Raw genomic sequence first — 20,475 nt, 5'->3', positions numbered from 1 at the left:
TTAAAAGCAAAAGCGGGGGAACAGCGGATGCCGATCAGTCTAGGCCAAGTGGTGGGCACTAGGCCAGACATGCTGTCTGGCCGCGCCCGACTCTACTTATTCGGCCGCTGGTGCAGGCTGAATGGCGAGCTGGTCAGCCAGGCGCACGAAGGCGGCCAGGTCCAACTGCTCGGGGCGCAGGCTGCCGTCGACGCCGGCGGCTTCGATTTCAGCGTTGCTAAGCAAAGCCTTCAGCGTATTGCGCAAGGTCTTGCGGCGTTGGTTAAACGCTTCGCGTACCACGCGCTCAAGCAATTTGTGATCTTTGGCCGGGTGCGGCAGCACCGCGTGAGGCACCAGGCGCACGATGGCGGAGTCGACCTTCGGCGGCGGGTTGAACGCGCCCGGGCCGACGTTGAACAGGTGCTCTACGCGGCAATGGTACTGAACCATGATCGACAGGCGACCCCAGTCACCACCGCCAGGACCCGCAGCGAGACGCTCAACTACTTCCTTTTGCAGCATGAAGTGCATGTCGCGGATGATGCCGGCGTTGTTCAGCAGGTGAAAAATCAGCGGGGTGGAGATGTTGTACGGCAGGTTGCCGACCACCCGCAGGCTGTTGGGCGCCGCATTGAGGCTGGTGAAGTCGAACTTCAGCGCATCGCCTTGGTGCAGGTTGAAATTGGGCATGCCGGCGAACTGCTGGTTGAGGATCGGGATCAGGTCCTTGTCCAACTCAACCACGTCCAACTGGCCGCCGCTCTTCAGCAGGCCTTGGGTCAGGGCACCCTGGCCCGGGCCGATTTCCAGCAGGCGGTCTTCAGGCTTGGCGTGGATGGAGCGCAGGATGCGATCAATCACGCCAGCGTCGTGCAGGAAGTTTTGCCCGAAACGCTTGCGCGCCCGGTGTTGGTAATGCTCGGTCATATACGGGTCTCGGCCATCTGATAGGCGGTTTCCAGGGCCACGTGCAGGCTGCCGGTATCGATCTTGCCGCTGCCGGCGAGGTCCAGGGCGGTGCCATGGTCGACGGAGGTGCGGATGATCGGCAGGCCCAGCGTCACGTTGACGGCGGCGCCGAAGCCTTTGTACTTCAGCACGGGCAGCCCCTGGTCATGGTACATCGCCAGCACTGCGTCGCAGTGCTCCAGATATTTGGGGGTAAACAGAGTGTCGGCAGGCAATGGGCCGCGCAGGTCCATGCCCTCAAGGCGCAGACGCTCCAGGGTTGGTTCGATGATGTCGATTTCTTCATGGCCCAAGTGGCCACCTTCACCGGCGTGGGGGTTGAGCCCGCAGACCAGGATGCGTGGCTGGGCGATGCCGAATTTCTGTTGCAGGTCGGCGTGCAGGATGCGTGTGACACGCTCCAGGCGCTCGGGGGTAATGGCGTCGGCAATCTCCCGCAGAGGCAGGTGAGTGGTCACCAGGGCCACCCGCAGGTCGCCCGTTGCCAGCATCATTACCACTTGTTCGGTGTGGGTCAGCTCGGCGAGGAATTCGGTATGCCCGGAAAAGGCGATGCCCGATTCATTGATCACGCCCTTGTGCACGGGCGCCGTGATCATCCCGGCGAAATCCCCGTCGATGCAGCCTTGGCCAGCCCGGGTCAGGGTTTCCAGAACAAAGGCTGCATTGGCCTTGTTCAGTTGCCCGGCGACGACCTTGGCCGCCAGCGGGGTATCCCATACGTACAGGCTGTTGGCTGGCGCAGGCAGATCAGGCCAGTTGCCCGGCCCCACCGACAGCAGATCGACAACCACGCCCAGTTGCGCGGCCCGCTCAAGGAGCAGGTCGCGGCTGGTAATGGCAATCAGGGGGTGTGGCTGGGGTTGCGAGGCGAGCAGCAGGCACAGGTCAGGACCAATGCCGGCCGGCTCGCCGGGTGTCAATGCGAAACGCTTGGGTTTCACTGGGCTGCCTGGTCGGTGCCTGTTTGGTCGGCGCCAGGAAGCTTGTTCTCTACGTAGGCTTCGTCACGGATCTGACGCAACCAGGTTTGCAGCTCTTCGTCGTATTTGCGGTTACGCAATACGGTCAGGGCTTGTTGCTCGCGGGCCTGGGCGGTGTTGTCAGTGGCGCGACGGCCAAGGACTTCCAGCACATGCCAGCCATATTGGGTCTTGAACGGCTTGGACAGTACACCTTGCGGAGTCTTGGCCATGACGTCCTGGAACTCTGGAACCAGTGCTTTCGGATCGATCCAGTTCAGATCGCCGCCGTTGAGGGCTGAGCCTGGGTCTTCCGAGAAGCTTTTGGCCAGGGTGGCAAAGTCTTCGCCGCTTTCGATGCGGTCATAGATCTTCTGGGCCAGTTCCTTGGTTTGGGCTTCGGTACGGATTTCGCTTGGCTTGACCAGGATGTGACGAACATGAACTTCGTCCTTCATCTGGGCTTCTTCGCCGCCGCGCTTGTCGAGCAACTTGAGGATGATGAAACCGCCTGGCGTGCGCGCAGGCTGGGTGATGCCACCCACTTCCATGGTGCTCAGCTCGCGGTCGAACGGTGGTGGCAGTTGAGCGGCTTTACGCCAGCCCATGTCACCGCCTTCGAGGGCGTTGTCGCTGCCGGACTGGGCAATGGCCATCTGAGCAAAGTCAGCGCCTTGCTTGAGCCGGTCATAAATAGCTTGGGTTTTCGCCGCGGCAGCATTGAGCTGTTCAGCGTTGGCGCTGTCTGGGGTAGGAACCAGGATGTTGGCCAGGTGCAGTTCTTCGGAAAGCTGCATCTTGCCAAGGTCAGAGGCCAGGAAGTTCTTCACTTCCTGCTCGGACACCTGAACCCGCTCGGCCACACGGCGCTGACGCACACGGCTGATGATCATTTCACGGCGAATCTGGTCACGGGCGTCCTCATAGGACAGGCCGTCGTGGGCCAGGGCCGCGCGGAACTGATCAACACTCATGTTGTTGCGCTGGGCGATGGTGCCGACAGCCTGGTTCAATTCTTCGTCGCTGATACGGATGCCGGAGCGATCGCCGATCTGCAATTGCAGGTTTTCAACGATCAGGCGCTCAAGCACCTGCTGGTCCAGCACGCTGGTCGGCGGTACGCCGCCGCCACGCTTGGCGATGGTTTGCTGAACTTCCTTGACCCGTTGGTCCAGTTGGCTCTGCATGATCACGTCGTTATCGACGATGGCCACTACCTTATCCAGCGGTTGAACCGCAGCGTGAGCTGCGGCAGTACCCAGGAACAGCGCGCCCAGCATCAGCGGGCGCAGACAATCAGAAAGCTTGGTCTTCACGTTCACGATAACCTTCAATGCCTTTGTCGAGGAAGCTCTCTACCTTGGCGCCGGTCAGGCCGCCGAGTCCTTTAAGGACGATTTGCAGGAAGAGCCCGTGGTCACCCTTTTCGTTCTGTGGGGCGATCTGGCTGTATTCGTCGTTGGAAACCCAGTAACGGTTGATGACGCGCAGTTTCCAGCAGCAGTTGTCGTACTCGAAACCACCGAAGGCTTCCAGGGTACGGTTGCGGGCATAGTCATACTGCCAGCGGGTGATCAGGTTCCACTGTGGAACGATCGGCCACATCATCGAGAAGTCGTGTTGCTGGATTTTGTAGTAATCCTTCACGAAGTTCGGATCACCTTCCTGGCCGAAGTCTCCACCAAACTGCCATTTGCCGGTCAGTTGGTTGTAGACCACTTGGTCGTTGCGATAGCGATAGCCGAGGTTGACGACCTTGTTCGGGTTGTCTTCCGGTTGGTAGTGGAACATCGCGCTGCCGGAGCGGGGACTATGGCTGTCAGTATCCCAGTTGTAATCGGCCGTGGCGCGCCAGTCGCGGTTGAAGCGGAACTCGTATTCAAGCGCAATTGGCGAAACGTTGGAGTGAGCATCATCACGCGTCTTGGCGTCGACGCCTGGCAATTGAACTTCACGATCCTTGAAGTACATCGCCTGGCCGATGGAAGCGCGCTGACGTTCGAAGCCGTTTTCTTCGATCCAGCGGCTGGTAAGGCCAAAGGACAGCTTGTTCTCGTCACCGATACGGTCGGAGCCGCTGAAGCGGTTATCCCGGAACAGCGAGGAGAAGCTGAACGAGTTTTCGCTCGTGTCGAAAACAGGGATCTCGCTTTGGTCTTTATTCGGTACGTAGAGGTAGAACGCACGAGGTTCGAGGGTCTGGTTGTAGTCTTTACCGAACCAATTGGTTTTGCGGTCGAAGAACAGCCCGCTGTCGATGCTGGCGATAGGTACGGAGCGATCTTGCGAGCTATTAAATGTCTGGCCGGCCAGGGCCATTTGGTCCTTGCCTTTACCATCAAGATCCAAGTCGTACTTGGTATAGACGTACTTCAACTTCGGCGTGATAAAGCCGTAGCTCCAGTTCATCGGGTAAGAGACGGCTGGCGCAACGTTCAGGCGAGTACCGTTTGCACGGGTCAGACCTGTTACGTTTTCGTCCAGGCGCTTCTCACCAATGGTGCCATCCGCATTAAACGGGCCACCATCCTGGTCACGAACTGTACCGCTGCGCAGGTCACGATCAAACCTGACGGCTTCTGTCTCATAGGAGAAGTTCAGTCCGGCCGGTTGAAACGGGAGGGTACCGTTAAATGTAATTTGCGGTAGCCGATCATACGGAGTGATCTGGGAAATCGTCGCCAGTTGGTACGATTGCAAGTTCACAGCGGCCTGATAGCTGTCGCCACGGTAAGTCACAGTACCCTGCTGGTTCAGGAAGTCCTGGCTCTGAACGCCTTCCTGATAGGACTTCAAGTCCTGGAAGTAGAACGGATCGCTGATCTTGGTGTAATCAACCAGTGTCGACAAGCGTGAATCCAGCCCACCTCTATGCTGCCAATTGAGCATATAACGGGTTTTTTCGGAGTCGGTCTGCTTGCTTCGCTCGTCGCTATCGTCGTTCAGGTACGCGCCGCCAAACTGCCCTTCGCTGGACTTGGTGAGGTAGCGGAATTCGCCTTCCATCAACATGCCGCGCTTGGTCATGTATTGCGGGTACAACGTGGCATCGTAGTTCGGCGCCAGGTTGAAGTAGTACGGCGTAACCAGCGTGAAGCCAGTCTCGCCACCGGTGCTGAAGCTCGGCGGCAGGAAGCCGGATTGACGACGGTTGTCGATCGGGAAGTAGATGTACGGGGTGTAAAGGATCGGAATGTCCTTGACCCGCAACGTCACGTTGGTCGCCGTACCGAAACCGGTCGCCGGGTTGAGCGTGATGTTGTTGCCCTTGAGCTGCCAGGCGTTGCTGTTCGGCTCACAGGTGGTGTACGTACCGTCCTTGAGACGGATGATCGCGTTCTCGGCGCGCTTGGCGTACAGCGCGTTGCCGCGGATGCGCGATTTGTGCATCACGTATTCGGCGTTGTCGACCTTGGCGGCGCCGGTGTCCAGTTGGACTTCAGCGTGGTCGCCCACCAGCAGGGCGCCGTTGTCGCGCAGACGGACGTTGCCGTTCAGCTCGCCACGGTTCTCGGCCTGGTAGAGGTTGGCCTCGTCGGCCTCGACCTGCATGCTGCCCTGGCGCATGACGACGTCACCGGCCAGGGAGGCAACCTGCTGTTCCTGCTCGTAACGAGAGACCTTGGCGCCGATGAAAGTCGGTGCGTCGCTCTTGTTCGTCTTGTCGTTCATGCCAGGACGGATCGGCTCGATGTACGCGCCGGAGCAGTACGGGCCGGTTTCGGCCAGTTGCGCAGCGGTGAGCTTCTCGCGAGGGACCCAGTCCAGATGGCTGTAGTCGGCGCTGCGCGAACGCAGGCCGCGGCCCTTGGCTTCGGTGACCAATGTGGTCTGCGGCACGGCCTCGGCAGTGCCAGCAGACTCGCCTTGCGGCGTGCTGCTGGCGGAGCTGACGGCACTGCCGTCATGCACCGGGCGCGGTGGCAGCGGGGCTGCGGCCGTCTTCGGCGCGCAATCCCAGGCACCCGAAGCAGAGACTGAGCAGTCATACTGTTCCGCGGCGACCACGAATGAGGTGGCGAAAGGTTGCATGGCCAGCAGACTGCCGGTTACCAGCAACGGAAATTTTCTACGAAACGCGGGGGATTTCAATGCCATCTTATTAGTCCGGGCTTCCTGCGTGCCATCTGCCCGCGGTGTGGGCCGCACGCCTCTCGATGGTCTGAAAAAGATGCGTGATAATAAAGCATGACCCGCTTGACGGCTAGCGCCGTCGGAGACCCTTGTAATGCCCGACCAAGATCTACGTTTGCAACAGCTGAAAGTCTGGCTTGATGAGCAATTGCCTCGCCTTTTTACCGCCCAAGGCTGGGGTGTCGTACCCCCGGCCACGTTGACTGCGGCCAGCAGTGACGCGAGTTTCAGGCGTTACTTCCGGTGGGACGGAGGAGGTCGCAGTTTTGTCGTAATGGACGCTCCACCCCCCCAGGAAAACTGCAAACCTTTCGTCGATATCGCGCATTTTCTCGGTCAATCGGGAATAAATGTTCCGAAAATTTATGCGCAAGATCTGATTCGCGGCTTTCTTTTGCTTAACGACCTGGGGAAAAAAACCTATCTGGACGTGATTGACGAGCAAAATGCCGATCAATTGTTCGCCGATGCCATCGATGCGTTGCTGGCTTTCCAGCAATTGCCGATGGAGACGCCATTGCCCAGCTATGACGTTGCTCTGTTACGTCGGGAGCTGGAATTGTTTCCTGAATGGTACGTTCGCCGGGAGTTGGGCATCGAGTTCGACGCGCAGCAACTTTCGCTGTGGCAGCGCGTCAGCGAACACCTGATCGACAGCGCCCTGGCGCAGCCCAAGGTACTGGTGCACCGCGACTACATGCCGCGCAACCTGATGATCAGTGAGCCGAACCCCGGCGTGCTGGATTTTCAGGATGCGGTCTACGGCCCGGTGACGTACGACATCACGTGCCTGTTCAAGGATGCGTTCCTCAGTTGGCCGAAAGCCCGCGTACGGGAATGGCAGCGCGGTTATTGGCAGCGCGCCGGCGCGCTGGGCATCCCGGTGCAGTCGGACTTCGAAGAGTTCCTGCGAGCCAGCGACCTGATGGGCGTGCAGCGTCACCTGAAGGTGATCGGCATCTTCGCGCGCATTTGCCATCGCGATGGTAAGCCACGCTACCTGGCGGACGTGCCGCGCTTCTTTGCTTATATAGAGGCGGTGCTCGCAGACCGGCCAGAGTTGAGCGCCCTGGGTGAATTGCTGACGACTCTGCGCGCCGAGGCGGTGGTATGAAGGCCATGATCCTGGCCGCCGGCAAAGGTGAGCGGATGCGTCCGCTCACCCTGCACACGCCCAAGCCGCTGATTCAGGCCGGCGGCAAGCGCCTGATCGAGTATCACCTCGAGGCGCTGGCGAAAGCGGGCTTCACCGATATCGTCATCAACCATGCGTGGCTCGGCCAGCAGATCGAAGGTTACCTGGGGGACGGCGCGCAGTACGGCGTACGTATCCAGTACTCGGCCGAAGGCGAGCCGCTGGAAACCGGCGGCGGGATTTTCAAGGCCTTGCCGTTGCTGGGGGACGAACCGTTCCTGGTGGTCAATGGCGACATCTGGACCGATTACGACTTCGCCAGCCTGAACCAACCGTTGAATGGCCTGGCCCACCTGGTAATGGTCGACAACCCGCCCCATCACCCGTCCGGCGGTGACTTCTACATAAAGGACGGCACGCTTCATGATGCTGCTCCCGGTGCCGATAACCTGACCTTCAGTGGCATTTCCGTGCTCGACCCGAAGTTGTTCGCGGGTTGCAGTGCGGGTGCTTTCAAGCTGGCGCCGCTGTTGCGTGACGCCATGGCGAAAGGGTTGGTGACGGGGGAACATATGAACGGACGCTGGATCGATGTCGGGACGCTGGAGCGCCTCGCGCAAGTCGAAACCCTGCTGACAGCGGGGCACTAGGATGTTGTGGCCAGGGACTCTGATCGGAGCCGGGGCGGGCTTTGCCATTGCCAGCATTCCGGGGGCCATGTTGGGCGCGTTGCTGGGCCAGGCGCTGGACCGGCGCCTGGAGCTGCAAAGCTGGGCTCAGTTACGCGAGCGCCTCGGCGGCCGGCCGGCGTTGCGCAATGACGAACTGCTGTTCGTGTTGCTCGGCCGCCTGGCCAAGAGCAACGGCCGGGTGGTGGACGGGCATATCCAGCAGGCGCGCCAGGAAATGCGCTCGCTGGACATGTCCGAGCCGGCCCAGCGCCGTGCGATTGCCGCCTTCAACCGGGGCAAGTCCGGCTCCGACCGGGTGCGCAGTTATTTGGGCGTGCTCAAGGCTCAGCCTCACGCGGCGGAAGGTGTGCTGCGTGCCTGTTGGCGCATGGCCTGGGCGGACGGCAAGGCCAGTACCGCCGAGCGCGAGTTGATTGAGCAATGGGGCAAATGGCTGGGTTGGACCGTGCAGCAGATCCGGGCTTTGGCGGCTGACTACGAGCCCGAGCGCAAACCGTTGGCCAATCGTGGCGGGGCCTATCAGGAGGCGCTGCGGATTCTGGGGGTGACCTCGACCACTGAGCCTTCGGTGATCAAACGCGCCTACCGGCGCCTGCTGAGCCGGCACCACCCGGACAAGATTGCCGGCAGTGGCGCCAGCCCAGCCCAGGTGCGCGAGGCGACCGAGCGCACTCGCGAGCTGCACAACGCCTATGCGCTGATTCGCGAAAGACGAGACTTTCGCTAGCAGAAGCAGGAGCCGCTGTTTTTTATGGTGTAAACCGGATCAACTGTGGGAGCGGGCTTGCTCGCGAATGCGGTGGATCAGTAACAGATACAGTGACTGACTCACCGCATTCGCGAGCAAGTCGAATCGTCGCACCGCCACTCCCACATTTTACTCTTCAGTGTTTTTGAGATTGACGATCAGTCCCCCGGTTTTTGCGGGCTCAGCCAACCGCGAATCCTCCGGTACAGTTGCTCTTGTCCGGCCGGGCTGTTGTCGGGGACAGCCTTCAGGGACACCTGCTTGTAGCTGCCGTTCTTCAAGCGCTTGCTGGCCTGGGAGCGTTCCTGGGCAGCTTTGCTTGCTTGGGCGCTGTCCTGGTAGAAGAAGTCTGCCGTGGGCAGTTTCAAGGTCGGAGCCAGTTGTAGCAGATCGGGTTGCCGACTCGCCGGCGTTTGCGCTGCAACCATCACAAATTTCTGCACCTGCGCCGGTTGTTTTTCACTCAGGTAGCGTGCGACCCACCAGGCGCCGGTGCCATGGCCCAGCAGCACAATGCTGCGGGCATTCTGGGCCTGGGCAAAGGCGAGGGCGGCGTCAATGCGCGCGAAGATCCGCGTGGCATCGGTCTTGTCTTGTTCATCGTTGCCCGGAACCACGGCCGGGTCGGTGCCTTCGGCTTCGGCGCTGGCGGCTTGCTCCACGGGTTTGGCGACGGTGCTGGCGTCTTTGCTGCTGGTGTCCACGGCCGCCTTGGGCGATTCGATGACCCGGGGTGGCAGCGTGTCCAGAGTCAGGTCCGGCAGCGACAAGCTCAGGGTGCCCCAGGCAGCGTCCGGCAATTTCTTGCGCAACGGCCCGATTGCTTGAGGCCAGTCAGCACTTTCGCCGTTGCCCGGGACGATAATCACCACGCCTTCAGGTTCGCCAGTGTTGGCCGGCTTCCACAGGGCCAGGAAAGAATCGCTGCCCGCCTGCAACTGTTGCTGTTCCTGCTGCGGGATTTGTCGCTCCAGGGCGTTGGCTTCTTCCTGGCTGCGCTCCGGCAAGGGCTGGCGTACCACCGGTTTTTCCGGGACGGGAGCGGGAGTGTCGGCAGCCTCGACACAAAAGGCGCTGGTAAACAGCAGCGACAGGCACAATGCTGGCAGTGCCGAACGGTGGGAAAGTGGCATCGTTGAATTCCGGCCAGAAGTGATTCCGGCAGCCTAATGGGTTGGTCAGTATTTGTCAGTGATATGAGACGTGGATCATGGGTTTTCGCTACCTGCTGGTTATCGGCTGTTTATGCTTTCCCTTGATCGCGGGCGCCGTGCCTGCGCCCGTCAGTTACCAGGCGCAGCTTGACGCCGGCCAGCGTGAATGGCTCGACCACCATCCGGACCTGCGGGTCGGCCTGGTACTGCAGGCGCCTTATGCCCAATACGATCGGCGCTTGCAGCGGCTGTCCGGGGCCAACGTCGAATTGATGCAATGGCTGGCCAAGGCGCTGAACATCGAGCTGACCTGGCGCAACTTTCCCAATCAGGAGCAACTGGAGGCGGCGGTGCGTGACGGCGAGGTCGACCTCGCCCCGGGCCTGGTGCAAACCCCGGCCGGCCTGCGTTTATGGTTGTTCTCTGATCCGTATATGCGCGTGCCCCAGCACATCGTCGGGATCCGCGACGGCGGCACATCGGTAGACCTGGAGAAACTCGATGACCAATCCCGCGTCGCCGTGCGCATGCCCAGCGCCGTGGCGGATTACCTGCGCAGCACCTACCCGAGCCTCAACCTGCAAGGCGTGCCCATGGAGCGCCAGGCCCTGCAATTGCTGGTGAGCCAGCAAGCCCGGTATGCAGTAGTGGATGAGGCGCAATTGAGCCGGTTGTCTGGCGAAACCGAGTTCGCCGGTCTTGCCGTGGTGGGCGATATCGGCCTGCCGCAATTGTTGCGGGTGGCAACGCGGCGCGACTGGCCAGAGCTGGCCGAGATCATGCAAAGCGCCTTGCGCGCGATTCCCGCCCGCGATCTGGACCAACTGCACACACGCTGGCTGCAGCCCAAATATCCGCGGGTGACCGAGTCGCCCGGTTTCTGGCAAAACCTCACTCTGTTGTTGGGGCTCTTATTGCTCGCCAGCCTGGCCGTGGTGTTCTGGCAGCGCCGCCAGCAACGCGGCCTGGAACACAACCTGCTGGCCGCCCGGGAAGAAAGCGCCGCCCGCGCGGCCGGCGCCGAAGCCTTGCGCCTGACTCAGTTCTCCATCGATCAAAGCACCGTCGGCATCCTCTGGGTCAATTGGGACAGCCATGTGCGCTACGCCAATCAGGCGGCAGAAACCATGCTCGGCTACGCTCCCGGCGCCCTGATCGAGCGACCGCTGATCGAATTCGACCCGACGCTGACCATGGACCGCTGGCTCAACCTGTGGAAACGCGCGCGGGCCAGCGAAGACGGGCCGCAGAGTTTTGCGACCAATTGCCTGCGCGCCGATGGCAGCGTATTGCCGGCGGATGTGTCCCTGAGTTTCCTGCGCTTTGCCGACGGCGAATATCTGGTGGTCTACCTCAACGACGTCACCGAGCGTCGCCGGGCCCTCGCGGCCTTGCAGGAAAGTGAAGCGCGGCTGCAAGGGATCGCCGCCAATGTGCCGGGGCTGGTGTTTCGCCTGGAGCGTTTGCCGCGCAGCGAGGCGATCGAGTTCGCCTACATCAGCCAGGGCAGCGAGGGCTTGGTCGGGTACGCACCGGAAGTGCTCAGCCATCCGGCCATGGGTATTCGCAGCCTGGTGCATCCCGACGACCGCGCCAGTTATCACCGCACCCAGGACCAGGCCATCGAGACCGAGAGCAATTGGGCCTGGCAGGGCCGCATCCTGACCCGCCTGGGCGAGCAGCGCTGGGCCGATATCAAGGCCGTGACCCGGCGCCTGGAAGACGGCGCCGTGGTCTGGGACGGAATTGTCTGGGACATCAGCGAGAGTAAACGCATCGAGCTGGAGTTGGACGCCTCCCGCGCGCAACTGCGGGAATTGTCGGCGCACCTGGAAACCGTGCGCGAGGAAGAGAAGGCCCGCATCGCCCGGGAAGTGCACGACGAACTGGGGCAGATGCTCACCGTGCTCAAGCTGGAAACCTCGATGTGCGAACTGACCTACGCGCAACTGGATCCCGGGCTGCACGAGCGGCTGAACAGCATGAAGCGCCTGATCGCCCAACTGTTCCAACTGGTACGCGATGTAGCCACCGCCTTGCGTCCGCCGATTCTCGATGCCGGGATTGCCTCGGCGATCGAATGGCAGGCCCGGCGTTTCGAAGCCCGTACGCAGATTCCGTGCCTGGTACAGGTGCCGGATAACCTGCCGGTACTGAGCGACGCCAAGGCCATCGGCCTGTTCCGCATCCTGCAGGAGGCACTGACCAATGTGATGCGCCATGCCCAGGCGCATACTGTCGAGCTGACGCTGGTGGTGGAGGGCACGCACTTGCGGCTGACCATCAGCGACGATGGCACAGGTTTCGTCCAGGCGCCCGGGCGACCGGTGTCGTTTGGCCTGGTGGGCATGCGCGAGCGGGTGCTGATCATGGGTGGGCAACTGAGCCTGGACAGTGAGTTGGGCGAAGGCACCACCCTGAGCGTGACGGTGCCGCTGGATTGATAACCAAAAGAAGAGGACATCCACAGTGATCCGTGTACTGGTAGCTGAAGACCACACCATCGTTCGCGAAGGCATCAAGCAACTGATCGGCCTGGCCAAGGACCTGCTGGTGGTGGGCGAGGCGAGCAATGGCGAGCAGTTGCTGGAAACCCTGCGCCACGTGCCCTGCGAGGTGGTGTTGCTGGACATCTCGATGCCCGGCGTCAACGGCCTGGAAGCCATCCCGCGGATTCGTGCGCTGAACAACCCCCCGGCGATCCTGGTGCTGTCGATGCACGACGAGGCGCAAATGGCCGCTCGTGCGCTGAAGGTCGGTGCCGCCGGCTACGCCACCAAGGACAGTGACCCGGCGCTGCTGCTGACGGCGATTCGCAAGGTCGCGGCGGGCGGACGGTACATCGACCCGGACCTGGCAGACCGCATGGTCTTCGAAGTCGGCCTGACCGATTCGCGCCCGTTGCATTCATTGCTGTCGGAGCGCGAGTTCTCGGTATTCGAGCGCCTGGCCCAAGGCGCCAACGTCAACGACATCGCCCAGCAGTTGGCCTTGAGCAGCAAGACCATCAGCACCCACAAGGCGCGCCTGATGCAAAAGCTCAACATCACCTCCCTGGCGGAACTGGTGAAGTACGCCATGGAGCACAAGCTTCTATAACCGCATATCTATTTGCGACCACCCTCAGGCCCCGACAGACCCGTTCCTGCCACCTGTAGCTGTCGCACTGTCCTGTGCCCGCCATCCGTGTAGGGCAATCCCTACCCCAAACCTTCCATCCTGCTGATGCCAATCTCTCCGGCCCCCCGATTTCCGCGGGCTTGCGGCTGGACTACGCTTGCTCCATGGCAGTCCAAAACGAAAAGGTGCGGGTATGAGCGAGGTGGATTCAAATGATGTGCTGGTCAGCTTTCGTGGCGTGCAAAAGAGCTACGACGGCGAGAACCTGATCGTCAAAGACCTCAACCTGGAGATTCGCAAGGGCGAGTTCCTGACCCTGCTCGGGCCGTCCGGGTCGGGCAAGACCACCAGCCTGATGATGCTCGCCGGCTTCGAAACCCCCACCGCAGGCGAGATCCAACTGGCCGGCCGCTCGATCAACAACGTGCCGCCTCACAAGCGCGACATCGGCATGGTGTTCCAGAACTACGCGCTGTTCCCGCACATGACCGTCTCCGAGAACCTGGCATTTCCCCTCTCTGTACGCGGCCTGAGCAAGACCGACATCAGCGAGCGGGTCAAGCGTGTACTGAGCATGGTCCAGCTCGATGCCTTCGCCCAGCGCTACCCGGCGCAACTCTCCGGCGGCCAGCAACAGCGTGTGGCCCTGGCCCGGGCGCTGGTGTTCGAGCCGCAACTGGTGCTGATGGACGAACCCCTCGGCGCCCTCGACAAGCAGCTGCGCGAACACATGCAGATGGAGATCAAGCACCTGCACCAGCGCCTCGGCGTGACCGTGGTGTACGTGACCCACGACCAGGGCGAAGCGCTGACCATGTCCGACCGGGTAGCGGTATTCCACCAGGGCGAAATCCAGCAGATCGCCGCGCCGCGCACGTTGTACGAAGAGCCGAAAAACACCTTCGTCGCCAACTTCATCGGCGAGAACAATCGCCTCAATGGCCGCCTGCACAGCCACACCGGCGACCGCTGCGTGGTCGAGCTGGCGCGTGGCGAAAAGGTCGAGGCGCTGGCGGTGAACGTTGGCCAGGTCGGCGGTCCGGTGACCCTGTCGGTACGCCCCGAGCGCGTGAGCCTGAATGGCTCCAGCGAAAGCTGCGTCAACCGTTTCTCCGGGCGCGTGGCGGAATTCATCTACCTGGGCGACCACGTGCGGGTGCGCCTGGAAGTCTGCGGCAAGACCGATTTTTTTGTGAAACAACCGATCGCCGAGCTGGACACGGCCCTGGCGGTCGGCGACGTGGTACCGATTGGCTGGCAAGTCGAGCACGTTCGCGCACTCGACCCACTTCTAGAGGCGAATTGATCGCCCCCTTGCTTCACCAACCTCGCACGTGGAGAGAACAACAATGTTGAGATCCCTGAAGTATTCAGTCCTGGCTTTGAGCCTGATGGGCGCGACACAGGCCATGGCGGGCCCTGATTTGACGGTCGTGTCCTTCGGCGGCGCGAACAAGGCGGCGCAGGTCAAGGCCTTCTACGCACCGTGGGAAAGCGCGGGCAACGGCAAGATCGTCGCCGGCGAGTACAACGGTGAAATGGCCAAGGTCAAGGCCATGGTCGACACCAAGAGCGTGTCCTGGGACCTGGTGGAAGTAGAGTCGCCGGAACTGTCCCGTGGTTGTGACGAAGACATGTTCGAACCCCTGGACCCGAAGCTGTTCGGCAACCCGGGCGACTACGTGAAGGGCGCGATCCAGCCCTGCGGCGTGGGCTTCTTTGTGTGGTCCACCGTGCTGGCCTACAACGCCGACAAACTCAAAGCAGCACCAGGCGGCTGGGCAGATTTCTGGGACACCAAGAAATTCCCGGGCAAGCGCGGCCTGCGCAAGGGTGCGAAGTACACCCTGGAATTCGCCTTGATGGCTGACGGTGTGGCACCGAAGGATGTGTACAAAGTGCTGGCCGGCAAAGATGGCCAGGACCGTGCGTTCAAGAAACTTGATGAACTCAAACCGTACATCCAGTGGTGGGAAGCGGGCGCCCAACCGCCGCAATACCTCGCTTCTGGCGACGTCGTGATGAGTTCTGCCTACAACGGCCGGATCGCCGCCGTGCAGAAAGAAAGCAACTTGAAAGTGGTGTGGAACGGCGGGATCTACGACTTCGACGCCTGGGCGATTCCAAAAGGCCTGGCCAAGGACCGTGCTGAGGCGGCGAAGAAATTCATCGCCTTCTCGGTGCAGCCGCAGCAGCAGAAGACCTATTCGGAAAACATCGCCTACGGCCCGGCCAACATCCAGGCGGTGCCGTTGCTGGCGAAGGACATCCTGAAGGACATGCCGACTACCCCGGAAAACATCGCCAACCAGGTGCAGATCGACGTGAGCTTCTGGGCGGATAACGGTGAGCAACTGGAGCAGCGCTTCAATTCCTGGGCTGCCAAGTAACCCGGTCGCTGATGTGACACCCACCTTGTGGCGAGGGAGCTTGCTCCCGCTGGACTGCGCAGCAGTCCCATCTTTTGGGGCCGCTTCGCACCCCAGCGGGAGCAAGCTCCCTCGCCACAGGACAAGCGCTACACCCACGTTTTGCATTTATGTTTAAGAATCCGGAGTTCGCCATGGCCATCGCCATTCCCAGCCCCACCCTGAAACAGCGCCTGGCGCGGGCCGAGCGGCTCAACCGCTGGAAGGCCCAGGCCTTGATCGCGCCGCTGGTGGTGTTTCTGCTGCTGGTGTTCCTGGTGCCGATTGTGGCGCTGCTCTACAAAAGCGTCGGCAACCCGGAAGTGATGGGCGGCCTGCCGCGCACGGTGATAGCGGTAACCGCCTGGGACGGTCGTGGCCTACCGGGCGAGCCGGTGTACCAGGCCATCAGCGAAGACCTGGGCGAAGCCCGGAAAAACTCGACCCTGGGCGACCTCTCAAAACGCTTGAACATGGAACTGGCCGGCTATCGCAGCCTGCTGACGAAAACCGCGCGGGCGCTGCCGTTCACCGAAGCGCCTGCCTCCTATAAAGAAGCGCTGGAAAACCTCGACGAACGCTGGGGCGACCCGGCGTACTGGCAGGCCATCCGGCGCAACACCAGCAGCCTGACGCCTTACTACCTGCTGGCCGCCGTCGATCACCGCATCGACGACCTCGGCGAAATTGCCCCGGCCACTCCAGACCAGGCGATCTACCTCGATATCTTCGCCCGTACGTTCTGGATGGGTCTGGTCATCACCGTGTGCTGCCTGCTATTGGCCTATCCACTGGCTTACCTGCTGGCCAACCTGCCGGCGCGGCAAAGCAACCTGCTGATGATCCTGGTGCTGCTGCCGTTCTGGACCTCGGTGCTGGTGCGAGTGGCGGCCTGGATCGTGCTGCTGCAGTCCGGTGGTTTGATCAACAGCGCGCTGATGGGCATGGGCCTGATCGATAAACCGGTGGAACTGGTGTTCAACCGGCTCGGCGTCTACATCTCCATGGTGCACATCCTGCTGCCGTTCATGATTCTGCCGATCTACAGCGTGATGAAAGGCATCTCGCCCACCTACATGCGGGCGGCGATTTCCCTGGGTTGCCACCCATTCGCCAGCTTCTGGCGCGTGTACTTCCCGCAGACCTACGCGGGCGTTGGCGCCGGCTGCCTGTTGGTGTTCATTTTGGCGATCGGCTACTACATCACCCCGGCCTTGCTGGGCAGCCCGAACGACCAGATGGTCAGCTACTTCGTGGCCTTCTACACCAACACCAGCATCAACTGGGGCATGGCCACGGCCCTGGGCGGCTTGCTGCTGCTGGCCACCGTGGTGCTGTACCTGATCTACAACTGGCTGGTGGGCGCCAGCCGCCTGCGCCTGAGCTAAGGAGACCGTTGCGATGCTGAGCCCTTATATGTCGCCCGTGGAACGGGTCTGGTTCTACAGCTTGCGGATCCTCTGCGGCCTGATCCTGTTGTTCCTGATCTTGCCGGTGCTGGTGATCATCCCGCTGTCCTTCAACAGCGCAAGCTTCCTGGTTTACCCGCTGCAAGGTTTCTCGCTGCACTGGTACCAGGACTTCTTCGGCTCGGCGGAATGGATGCGCGCCTTGAAGAACAGCATCATCGTCGCCCCGGCGGCCACGGTGCTGGCGATGGTGTTCGGCACGCTGGCGGCGATTGGCCTGACGCGCGGGAATTTCCCGGGCAAGGCGTTGGTAATGGCCCTGGTGATTTCGCCGATGGTGGTGCCGGTGGTGATTATCGGCGTGGCGAGTTACCTGTTCTTCGCGCCGCTGGGCCTGGGCAACAGCTTCTTTTCGCTGATCGTGGTGCACGCGGTGCTGGGCGTGCCGTTTGTGATCATCACGGTGTCGGCGACCTTGCAAGGGTTCAACCATAACCTGGTGCGGGCGGCGGCCAGCCTGGGCGCATCACCGCTGACGGCGTTTCGCCGGGTGACCTTGCCGCTGATTGCGCCGGGGGTGATCTCCGGGGCGCTGTTTGCGTTTGCCACCTCATTTGATGAAGTGGTGGTGACGCTGTTCCTCGCCGGGCCCGAGCAGGCAACCTTGCCCCGCCAGATGTTCAGCGGCATCCGCGAAAACCTCAGCCCTACCATTGCCGCAGCGGCGACCTTGTTGATTGCGTTCTCGGTGGTGCTGTTGCTGACCCTGGAATGGCTGCGCGGGCGCAGCGAGAAACTGCGCACCGCCCAAGTCTAAAACCAAACAGAGATCAAAATGTGCGAACGGGCCTGCTCGCGAATGCGGTGTGTCAGTCAACAGAGATATCGACTGGCCTACTGCCTTCGCGAGCAAGCCCGCTCGCACATGGGTTCTGTGTCTATTCAGTTGCTGAATGCAAGACAACCAGCCTAAGTCAGCTAATCTTGTGCCAGCCCATAACTGAGAAGAGGCCGCGCACATGAGTACTTCCTCATTCAAGATCGCCCACAAACTGCTCACCGGTCCAGGTGCCATCGAACAACTGGCCGCCGAGCTGACGCGGCTGGATATCGACAACCCGCTGATTGTCACCGATGCGGCACTGGTCAAATCCGGCACCGTAGCGCTGGCGCTGGCGCACCTGGGCGAACGGACCTATGAAATTTTCGACCGGGTGCTGCCCGACCCGGAAATCGCCATCGTCGAAGACTGCATGCGCGTCTACCGCGAAGGCGGGCACGACGGCCTGATCGGCGTCGGCGGCGGCAGTGCCATCGACATCGCCAAGAGCGTGGCGGCCTACGCCGGTTACCACGGCGCCCTGGCCGACCTGTTCGGCGTGGACCAGGTGCCGCGCAAAGGCCCGCCGCTGATCGCGATTCCCACCACCGCCGGCACCGGTTCGGAGGTGACCAACGTGGCGATTCTGTCGGACAAGGTCGCGCAACTGAAAAAAGGCATCGTCAGCGATTACTTGCTGCCGGACGTAGCCCTGATCAGCCCGCAAATGACCCTGACCTGCCCCCGCAGCGTCACTGCCGCCAGTGGTGTGGACGCGCTGGTGCACGCCATCGAGTCCTACTTATCGCTGAATGCCTCGCCGATCACCGATGCGCTGGCACTCGGTGCGATCAAGCTGATCGCCAAGGCGTTGCCCAAGGCCTACGCCAACCCGGCCAACCTCGAGGCCCGCGATGACATGGCCACCGCCAGCCTGATGGCCGGGATGGCGTTCGGGAATGCCGGCGTGGGCGCGGTGCATGCGTTGGCCTATCCGCTGGGCGGGCGTTTCAACATCGCCCATGGCGTGAGCAATGCCCTGCTGCTGCCCTATGTGATGCACTGGAACAAGCTGGCGTGCGTGGAGCGCATGCAGGAGATTGCCCAGGCCATGGGCGTGAATGTCACCGGGCTGAGTACGGTGGATGCGGCGGACCAGGCAGTCGATGCGATGACGCGACTGTGTGCCGCAGTCGAGATCCCGTCCGGCCTGCGCAGCTTCGGTGTGCCTGAAGACGCGATTCCGGCCATGGCGGTAGAAGCCGCGGGGATCGAGCGCCTGATGCGCAACAATCCGCGCAAGCTCAGTGCCGCGGATATCGAGAAAATCTACCGGGCCGCTTACTAACCATTGAGCGAGGTCACGGTGCGCGCGGCAAAGCATGAGGTATACAATGCGCGCCATCGTGATTTAGCTCAAAAAAGGTGCGTCATGCAGCCCTTCGTCATTGCTCCATCGATTCTCTCCGCCGACTTCGCCCGCCTGGGCGAGGAAGTGGACAACGTGTTGGCCGCCGGTGCCGACTTCGTTCACTTCGATGTCATGGACAACCACTATGTGCCGAACCTGACCATTGGTCCGATGGTCTGCGCCGCCCTGCGTAAATACGGCGTGACCGCGCCCATCGATGCGCACTTGATGGTCAGCCCGGTGGACCGCATTGTCGGTGACTTCATCGAAGCCGGTGCGACCTACATCACCTTCCACCCGGAAGCCACGTTGCATGTGGACCGCACCCTGCAACTGATCCGCGAGGGCGGTTGCAAGGCAGGCCTGGTGTTCAACCCGGCCACTCCGCTGAGCGTGCTTGAGTACGTAATGGACAAGGTCGACATGGTCCTGTTGATGAGCGTCAACCCAGGCTTCGGCGGGCAGAAGTTCATCCCCGGTACCCTCAACAAGCTGCGTGAAGCGCGGGCGCTGATCGATGCGTCGGGCCGTGATATCCGCCTGGAGATCGACGGTGGCGTCAACGTCAACAACATCCGCGAAATCGCTGCGGCCGGTGCCGACACCTTTGTGGCCGGCTCGGCGATCTTCAATGCCCCGGACTATCAGGAAGTGATCGCCAAGATGCGTGCAGAACTGGCGCTGGCGCGTCCATGAGCGGCTTTGAGCAGCTGTTCCCCGGCAAACTGCCACGGCTGGTGATGTTCGATCTGGACGGTACGTTGATCGATTCGGTGCCGGACCTGGCGGCCGCCGTGGACGACATGCTGCTCAAGCTCGGTCGCAAGCCGGCGGGCATCGAGTCGGTGCGCGAGTGGGTTGGCAACGGCGCGCAGATGCTGGTGCGCCGGGCCTTGGCCAACAACATCGAGGCCGAGGGTGTCGACGATGTGGAAGCCGAGCATGCGCTTGAGTTGTTCAACGTGGCCTATGAAAACGGCCACGAGCTGACCGTGGTTTATCCCGGTGTGCGCGACACCCTGAAATGGCTGCACAAGCAGGGCGTGGAAATGGCCCTGATCACCAACAAGCCGGAGCGCTTCGTCGCGCCGCTGTTGGACCAGATGAAGATCGGCCGGTATTTCCGCTGGATCATCGGCGGCGATACCTTGCCGCAGAAGAAACCCGACCCGGCGGCACTGTTTTTCGTAATGAAAATGGCCAATATCCCGGCGTCTCAATCGCTGTTCGTCGGCGATTCGCGCAGTGATGTGCTGGCGGCGAAAGCGGCGGGGGTCAAGTGCGTGGCCTTGAGTTACGGCTACAACCATGGCCGGCCGATTGCCGAGGAATCCCCGGCGCTGGTGATTGATGACCTGCGCCTGTTAATCCCCGGTTGCTTGGGAGCGGGCGCTGAGATAACGTTGCCCGACGCTGTTCCATCCCCTTCTGGAAATCCCATCGTGGTGGTCACTCGCAAACTCTGGATGAAAGTCATCAAGGCCCTGGCCCGCTGGCGTTGGCGCGCCTGACTGATCCTCGCCGCGCTGCG

Annotated in this window: 17 protein-coding genes; 12 read left to right on the top strand and 5 right to left on the bottom strand. The window is 61.7% G+C overall.

Annotated elements, in window-relative coordinates:
- Positions 1-96: 96 nt before the first annotated feature.
- From rsmA to ACA046_RS29780, 4 genes are read right to left on the bottom strand one after another with little or no spacing between them, the layout of a single operon-like run.
- On the bottom strand, positions 97-909 hold the full coding sequence (gene rsmA, locus ACA046_RS29795; RefSeq protein ID WP_076017896.1) for a 16S rRNA (adenine(1518)-N(6)/adenine(1519)-N(6))-dimethyltransferase RsmA: 813 nt from the start codon (positions 907-909) through the stop codon (positions 97-99).
- Complete coding sequence (gene pdxA / locus ACA046_RS29790; RefSeq protein ID WP_497675477.1) at positions 906-1,895, bottom strand: 4-hydroxythreonine-4-phosphate dehydrogenase PdxA; 990 nt, start codon at positions 1,893-1,895, stop codon at positions 906-908. The genes rsmA and pdxA overlap by 4 nt, the downstream gene beginning before the upstream one ends.
- Positions 1,892-3,229 (bottom strand): peptidylprolyl isomerase, encoded by a 1,338-nt coding sequence (locus tag ACA046_RS29785; RefSeq protein WP_497675476.1) that lies wholly within the window; start codon positions 3,227-3,229, stop codon positions 1,892-1,894. The genes pdxA and ACA046_RS29785 overlap by 4 nt, the downstream gene beginning before the upstream one ends.
- Positions 3,210-6,011, bottom strand: coding sequence for an LPS-assembly protein LptD (locus ACA046_RS29780; RefSeq protein WP_497675475.1), 2,802 nt, complete (start codon positions 6,009-6,011; stop codon positions 3,210-3,212). The genes ACA046_RS29785 and ACA046_RS29780 overlap by 20 nt, the downstream gene beginning before the upstream one ends.
- Before the next feature lie 130 nt (positions 6,012-6,141).
- Between ACA046_RS29780 and ACA046_RS29775 the strand changes: the two genes are divergently transcribed.
- The 3 genes from ACA046_RS29775 to ACA046_RS29765 are packed head-to-tail and all read left to right on the top strand — an operon-like array spanning position 6,142 to position 8,601.
- On the top strand, positions 6,142-7,161 hold the full coding sequence (locus tag ACA046_RS29775; RefSeq protein WP_497675474.1) for an aminoglycoside phosphotransferase family protein: 1,020 nt from the start codon (positions 6,142-6,144) through the stop codon (positions 7,159-7,161).
- Positions 7,158-7,832, top strand: coding sequence for an N-acetylmuramate alpha-1-phosphate uridylyltransferase MurU (murU, locus tag ACA046_RS29770; RefSeq protein WP_318304024.1), 675 nt, complete (start codon positions 7,158-7,160; stop codon positions 7,830-7,832). Before ACA046_RS29775 ends, murU begins: the two co-directional genes overlap by 4 nt.
- A 1-nt stretch (position 7,833) precedes the next feature.
- Positions 7,834-8,601, top strand: a complete 768-nt coding sequence (locus ACA046_RS29765; protein ID WP_167664185.1) for a TerB family tellurite resistance protein — start codon at positions 7,834-7,836, stop codon at positions 8,599-8,601.
- A 179-nt stretch (positions 8,602-8,780) separates the two neighbouring features.
- On the opposite strand, the gene ACA046_RS29760 is transcribed toward ACA046_RS29765, so the two are convergent.
- Positions 8,781-9,755: an alpha/beta hydrolase family protein gene (locus ACA046_RS29760; protein WP_497675473.1), complete on the bottom strand. Its 975-nt coding sequence runs from the start codon at positions 9,753-9,755 to the stop codon at positions 8,781-8,783.
- Positions 9,756-9,832: 77 nt separating this feature from the next.
- Between ACA046_RS29760 and ACA046_RS29755 the strand changes: the two genes are divergently transcribed.
- The 9 genes from ACA046_RS29755 (at position 9,833) to ACA046_RS29715 (ending at position 20,455) form a co-directional block, all read left to right on the top strand.
- On the top strand, positions 9,833-12,220 hold the full coding sequence (locus ACA046_RS29755; RefSeq protein WP_497675472.1) for a PAS domain-containing sensor histidine kinase: 2,388 nt from the start codon (positions 9,833-9,835) through the stop codon (positions 12,218-12,220).
- 25 nt (positions 12,221-12,245) lie between these two features.
- Complete coding sequence (locus ACA046_RS29750; RefSeq protein ID WP_003210977.1) at positions 12,246-12,875, top strand: response regulator; 630 nt, start codon at positions 12,246-12,248, stop codon at positions 12,873-12,875.
- Positions 12,876-13,089: 214 nt separating this feature from the next.
- Positions 13,090-14,202 (top strand): ABC transporter ATP-binding protein, encoded by a 1,113-nt coding sequence (locus ACA046_RS29745; RefSeq protein WP_003210974.1) that lies wholly within the window; start codon positions 13,090-13,092, stop codon positions 14,200-14,202.
- 43 nt (positions 14,203-14,245) lie between these two features.
- Positions 14,246-15,286, top strand: a complete 1,041-nt coding sequence (locus ACA046_RS29740) for an ABC transporter substrate-binding protein (RefSeq protein WP_497675471.1) — start codon at positions 14,246-14,248, stop codon at positions 15,284-15,286.
- 173 nt (positions 15,287-15,459) lie between these two features.
- Entirely contained in the window at positions 15,460-16,692 is a 1,233-nt protein-coding gene (locus tag ACA046_RS29735; protein ID WP_497677149.1) for an ABC transporter permease, read from the top strand.
- A gap of 13 nt (positions 16,693-16,705) precedes the next feature.
- Complete coding sequence (locus ACA046_RS29730) at positions 16,706-17,530, top strand: ABC transporter permease (RefSeq protein WP_459024197.1); 825 nt, start codon at positions 16,706-16,708, stop codon at positions 17,528-17,530.
- A 202-nt stretch (positions 17,531-17,732) separates the two neighbouring features.
- Complete coding sequence (locus tag ACA046_RS29725) at positions 17,733-18,881, top strand: iron-containing alcohol dehydrogenase (RefSeq protein WP_497675470.1); 1,149 nt, start codon at positions 17,733-17,735, stop codon at positions 18,879-18,881.
- 84 nt (positions 18,882-18,965) lie between these two features.
- Positions 18,966-19,640 carry a ribulose-phosphate 3-epimerase gene (gene rpe, locus ACA046_RS29720; protein WP_008434441.1) on the top strand — a complete coding sequence of 225 codons (675 nt, stop codon included), beginning with the start codon at positions 18,966-18,968 and terminating at the stop codon, positions 19,638-19,640.
- The gene (locus ACA046_RS29715) at positions 19,637-20,455 is read left to right on the top strand and encodes a phosphoglycolate phosphatase (RefSeq protein WP_076017908.1); all 819 of its coding nucleotides are present in this window, start codon (positions 19,637-19,639) and stop codon (positions 20,453-20,455) included. The genes rpe and ACA046_RS29715 overlap by 4 nt, the downstream gene beginning before the upstream one ends.
- Positions 20,456-20,475: the final 20 nt, after the last annotated feature.

The organism is Pseudomonas sp. LBUM1641 (assembly GCF_059716235.1).
This window is presented reverse-complemented; position numbering and strand designations above follow the sequence as displayed.